At 36.0% G+C, this 5,964-nt stretch carries 3 protein-coding genes; all 3 read left to right on the top strand.

Going from position 1 to position 5,964, the window contains the following annotated elements:
* On the top strand, nucleotides 1–1,005 hold a 1,005-nt coding region (locus tag ACE3RB_RS19615), incomplete at its 5' end, for an acyl transferase (protein ID WP_374465752.1).
* Nucleotides 1,006–1,288: 283 nt separating this feature from the next.
* A complete protein-coding gene (locus ACE3RB_RS19610) occupies nucleotides 1,289–5,041 on the top strand; it encodes an alpha-amylase family glycosyl hydrolase (protein WP_374465751.1) in 3,753 nt (1,250 codons plus the stop codon).
* Nucleotides 5,042–5,095: 54 nt separating this feature from the next.
* Nucleotides 5,096–5,827, top strand: a complete 732-nt coding sequence (locus ACE3RB_RS19605) for a fibronectin type III domain-containing protein (RefSeq protein WP_374465750.1) — start codon at nucleotides 5,096–5,098, stop codon at nucleotides 5,825–5,827.
* The last annotated feature ends 137 nt before the right edge of the window (nucleotides 5,828–5,964 follow it).

Genomic DNA, 5,964 nt, shown 5'->3' with positions numbered 1-5,964 from the left:
CAAGCGGCATGTTTGGAAACGTTTCTCTATCAGTACGAAAATGTAGAAGTTTACCGAAAATTTGTAGATTTTTTAGGTAAAAATCCTTCGGAAATTAAAGAAGTAATAGATATTCCATTTTTGCCCATTGAAATGTTTAAAAACCATTTGGTATTAGACAAAGTTTTCGACTCCGCTCAGACGGACAAATCCATAAAATATTTTCAAAGTTCAGGAACTACCCAAATCCAAACCCGTTCCAAGCATTGGATAGCCGATTTCAGTCTTTATGAAGAAAGTATTTATAGGAGTTTCGAGCAGTTTATCGGTAAGCCCGAAGAGTATATTTTCCTTGGATTGCTCCCGAATTATTCTGAAAATCCTAACTCTTCATTGATTTATATGGTTGATTTTTTAATGAAAAAATCAAGAAAACCAGAAAACGGATATTTTTTATACAATCATCAAGAGTTATTTGAACTTTTACAAAAATTAGGAAAAGAAAACAAAAAAGTGATTCTTTTCGGGGTTTCTTTTGCCTTATTGGATTTTCTAGATTATCTAGAAAATAAAACTTCAGACCTCAGACTTCAGACTTCGGACTTAATTATCATAGAAACCGGTGGTATGAAAGGCCGAAAAGAAGAAATGACGAAAGATGAACTGCTGAAACTCTTGCAGGAAGGGTTCAAAACAGAGAAGATTTATTCAGAATATTCGATGACGGAATTGCTTTCTCAGGCCTATTCTTTAGGCAAAAATGAATACCAATGCCCCAATTGGATGCGTATTCTTATCCGTAATACTGAAGATCCATTTTCTTATGTGGAAGACGGCAGAACAGGGGCGATCAATATCATAGATTTGGCCAACAGACACAGTTGCAGTTTTATTGCGACGCAAGATTTAGGTAAGATTGTTGCTCAAGAACAAAATGGGCATTCAGACTTTTTAAAATATACTTTCCAGGTTTTGGGAAGGATAGATCATTCGGATATCAGAGGCTGTAGTCTGTTAGTTTCTTAATTCAAAAATATCCCGCATTTCTGCAGGAATTTCCCGAACAAAAAAATTAGTCTAAGCTTATTTTTTGAAGCATTGCCAGAATCTTATTAATTAGGAAAATAAGGCATTGTCATTCCAAATACTTGTCAGATGTGCTGAAAAATTCTGCGATTAATTTTTACTCCTAGTATTAAACTCAATTAATTTTTTGATTTTAACATAAATTTTGCCAAAAAAATCATATGTATTCATTGAAAATTTAATTATCTTTTACATATATTTACAGCCGTGAAAAACGTATAAAATGAAATATATCTACACGCTTTTATTAGTGTTAATAACCAACTTAATTGGATTTGCACAAGTAAGTTGGCAAGGAGGATCTGCTCCTGAGGCTAATCAATCTGGAACCATTTTGTTTGACAAATCAGGAACGCCGTTAGCTTCTTATACAGGAACCATTTATGCACATACTGGTGTCACTTTGGATGGTGTCACTTGGCAAAAGGTAATTGGAAATTGGGGTGACAATACTGTTCAGCCTGCATTGGTACCGGTATCCGGAAATATCTATAAACTGGATTTGACACCTTCTGTTAAAAGTTTTTATGGAGTTACAACAGGAAATATTTCCAAAATAAATATTGTACTCAGGGGTGCCTCAGGTTCTCCGCAAACATCGGATTTGGAGTTGAATGTAGGTGCTTATCAGGCCAATTTAACTGCTCCGCTTGAAAAATCTATCACTTTGTTGAATTCGGGACAAAGTCTTACCATTAAAGCAAATAATACCAATGGTAATGCCAGTTATACCCTTTTGGCCAATGGAGTAAGTATAAATACCTATACAGGTAGCAGTTTTAGCTTTACGGATTCTAATATTTTAGCTAACAGAAGCTATGAATTACAAGTAACACAGGGTTCCCAAACATACTCCAAGAAATTTTATGTTTTAATAAACCCCGGGACTATTTCACAAGCCCTTCCAACGAATATGGAAAATGGGATTAATTACAATAGTACCGATAATACAAAAGCAACCCTTGTCTTAGAGGCACCCGGAAAAGATTTCGTTTATGTAGCCGGATCATTCAATAATTGGCAGCCAAGTGCAAATTATGCCATGAAAAAAGATCCTACTACCGGAAAGTTTTGGCTGGAATTGTCAGGATTAACATCAGGAACTAGTTATTCTTATCAATATTGGGTGGCAGATGCTACTCCACTTGCCAATTCTCCATCGGTTGTGAAAACAGCAGATCCTGCATCAACCCTCGTTCTTTCTCCTTCAGACGATCCTAATATTCCTTCAGCTTCTTATCCTAATATTCCGGCATATCCGGTAGATCAAGACAGAGAAGTTACCGTTTTGAAGACAGGAGAAACCCCTTACACCTGGTCAACAAACAACTTTACGAAGCCTAACAAAGATAAACTGGTTATTTATGAGGTTCTTGTAAGGGATTTTGACAGCCATAGAAATTTTCAGGATTTGATTGATAAGATTGATTATTTTAAAAATCTAAAGATCAATGCTATCCAATTGATGCCAGTAATGGAATTTGAAGGTAATGAAAGTTGGGGATACAACACGGCTTTTCATATGGCTTTGGATAAATTTTATGGTAATAAAAACAAATTGAAAGAGTTTGTGGATTTATGTCATCAGAATGGTATTGCCGTGATTTTGGACATTGCATTTAACCATGCCTTTGGAAGAAATCCAATGGTGAGAATGTGGATGAACGACCCTGATGGAGACGGATGGGGAAGCCCAAGTACTGAAAATCCATATTTTAATACAGTTGCAAAGCATACCTATAGTGTAGGAGAAGATTTCAATCATTCATCTACTTATACCAAAAATTATGTAAAACAGACCATTAAATATTGGATTAATGAATTTAAGATAGATGGCTTTAGATGGGACTTAACCAAAGGTTTTACCCAAAACTGCAGTGCATCAGATGAAACCTGTACCAACAGTTATCAACAAGATAGGGTAGATGTATTGAAAGAATATGCAGATTACTCTTGGAGTATAGACCCTAATCATTATGTTATTTTTGAACATTTAGGAACAGATGCTGAAGAAAGAGAATGGGCTAATTATAAAATCAATGAAGGAAAAGGGATAATGTTATGGGGTAAAATGACAGATGAATATAATGAGCTCACCATGGGGTATCCTAACAAAAGCATTGCCAGAATGACAAGTACCAGTAGAGGATTCACAGGAAAAAGATTGATTGGATATGCAGAAAGCCATGATGAGGAAAGACTGATGTATAAGAATTTGCAGTATGGGAATAGTCAAGGCAGTTATAATGTAAAGAACCTCAATACTGCCCTTTCAAGAATGTCTGCTTTAGGAGCGGTTTCTATATTAGTTCCCGGTCCAAAAATGATTTGGCATTTTGGTGAGTTAGGTTGGGAAAAATCAATTTTTACTTGTACAGACGGTACTGTAAACACTTCCTCAGATACTACTTCTGGAGATTGTAAGCTGAGTACAAAACCGCAACCACAATGGTCAGGTAATTGGCTTGCTGATGTTAATAGAAAGAAAATTTATGATGATTGGGCTAAAATGATTACTTTGAAAAATTCAGAGCCTGTATTTTCTGGAGATGTTGTAATTGCCAACGAGAATACAGTTACCCCCAATATAAAAATCACAAAATCAGATTTGCCTAGTAATCAATTAAAAGATGTTTTAATTATTTCAAATTTTGGGGTAGAAGCCAAAGATGTAAATACTGGATTTCCATACACAGGAACTTGGTATAATTTGATGGATAATTCGAGTATTACGGTTACAAATACTACTGCTCCAATTACTTTACAGCCAGGTGAATTTAGAATTTTTGGTAATCAAGCGTCTTTGATAGGTGAAAAATATTCTTTTTCAACAAAACAGGCGTCATGTAGTCAAGATAATGGTGAAATTACCATTACAGTCAATCAATCGGCTGATTTTATAGCAAAGATTATTGGTACTAATTATAACCAAACATATAATTTTACATCAACAAAAATTATAAGTAATCTTGCTGCAGGCACATACAGTGTTTGTGTATCTACCGTTGGAAATAATGATGAAAAATGTTATAACTTGGTTATTAGTAAAGAAATTATTTCTGAACCTACCGGTTCTTCCAGCCAGACTTTTTTACCTGGTTCAGTAATAGGTGATTTGGTTGCTACAGGCAGTAATATAAAATGGTATGCAGCTTCTAGTGGAGGCAGTGCATTAGCCAGCACAAATCTTTTGGTTAGTGGAAATACATACTATGCCTCCCAGACCGTAAATGGTTGTGAGAGTGCTGTAAGGTTAGCGGTAATAGTAACAATAGATTATACCAACTTCAGCATAGAGGTCAAATCAGAGACATGTACAGGTAAGAACAATGGTGAGATCAATATTGTTGCCACGCAAAGTTTCAACTATGTAGCTAAAATTAATGGAAAGGACTATGGTTTTACGAACAATAAACTTTCAGTAACAGGATTGTCACCAGGAACATATTCGGTATGTATTACGATACCTGGTAAGACATTTGAACAATGTTACAATGTTACCATAGGCAAAGGAGGTAGTTTGACGGGTAAGATTTCCACATCGAAAAATGCAGTTTCAGTTTCTATCAATGAAGGAACGGCCCCTTATACTGTATTTGTAAATGGAACAGAAAAGCTAGAAACTACAGACAAGGAGTTTACGGTAGAAGCCAACCAATGGGATTTGGTAGAAGTAAAGACCGCGGTATCCTGTGAAGGTGTTCTGTCTAAAACGGTTACAGAGCCAGTGTCTTTTGGAGTTTCAGCCGCTTATCCTAACCCTACGAGAGGAGAGTTTTATATCAGCATTCCAGATGCCAATAAAGAGGCAGCGGTAGAGGTATACTCCCAGGAAGGAAGATTGGTGTTAAAACAAACGTTAAAAGTAATATCTGGACGAATAAAATTAGACCTAACGAATAATAACGATGGTGTTTATATGGTAAGAGTACTGTTAAGTAATCCAAAAATTATAAAAATCATTAAAAATCATTAAAAATCAGAATAATGAAATAATTAATGATTAATAGCCAACAAAAAATAAGATCAAATGAAAATAATAAATAGAACCCCATCAGCATACTTGATATACTTATTGTTTATATCAGCAGCAATGATTTCTTGTGGAGGCGGAGGCGGAGGAGAAAGAGAGACTCCTCCAGCCCCAGTAGTGAACACCCCTCCTACGGCCCCAACGCTTATAAGCCCAACGGACAAGGTTTTATGCATCAGTAATGCTGTTAACCTGAGCTGGAATGCCTCTTCAGATTCACAGAACGATGCCATTACTTATCAGGTTCAGGTAGCTACAGACAATCAGTTCACACAAGTGGTAGCCACAGGTAATGTTACAGCTCCATCCTATAGTGTAACATTGGATAAGGGAAAGGCCTATTATTGGAGAGTAAAAGCTACGGACAGTAAAAGCGCAAGCAGTGATTATTCTCCTGTCTACAGTTTTTATACAGAAGGAACTGCTACTAGCAATCATGCTCCTTATATGCCACAGTTGGTAACTCCGTCAATGGACGCCACGGTAACTCCATCAACAGTGAATTTGGAGTGGAATGCCTCGGATGTGGATGCTTCGGATGTATTGACGTATGATTTATATTGGGGAACCGATAGAACCAATCTACAGAACAGCAAGTTGAATCATAGCACAAAGACACATCAGTTGACCACTCTTGCAGCCAATACTACCTATTATTGGAAAGTAGTCGTAAAAGATGGCAAGGGCGGCGAAACGATAGGCCAGATTTGGAGCTTTAAGACTAACTAGAGAAAAGATCAAAAACTATTCAAACAAAAAAACCTTCAGAAATATTCCGAAGGTTTTTTATGTTTGATATTATTTATTTCTAATTATAAAGAAGCAGAGTGTAATAATAAATCTGTTAACTTGTTAGAGTAACCAGT

The sequence above is a fragment of the Chryseobacterium sp. genome (assembly GCF_041914225.1).
Lineage (GTDB): Bacteria > Bacteroidota > Bacteroidia > Flavobacteriales > Weeksellaceae > Chryseobacterium.
Note: the sequence above shows the minus strand (reverse complement) of the source record. Positions and strands in the feature narration are given on the sequence as shown.

Excerpts from the sequence above, each read along its gene's own strand:
- ACE3RB_RS19610 (WP_374465751.1), top strand. The coding sequence starts at position 1,289 with ATGAAATATATCTACACGCTTTTATTAGTGTTAATAACCAACTTAATT.
- ACE3RB_RS19605 (WP_374465750.1), top strand. The coding sequence starts at position 5,096 with ATGAAAATAATAAATAGAACCCCATCAGCATACTTGATATACTTATTG.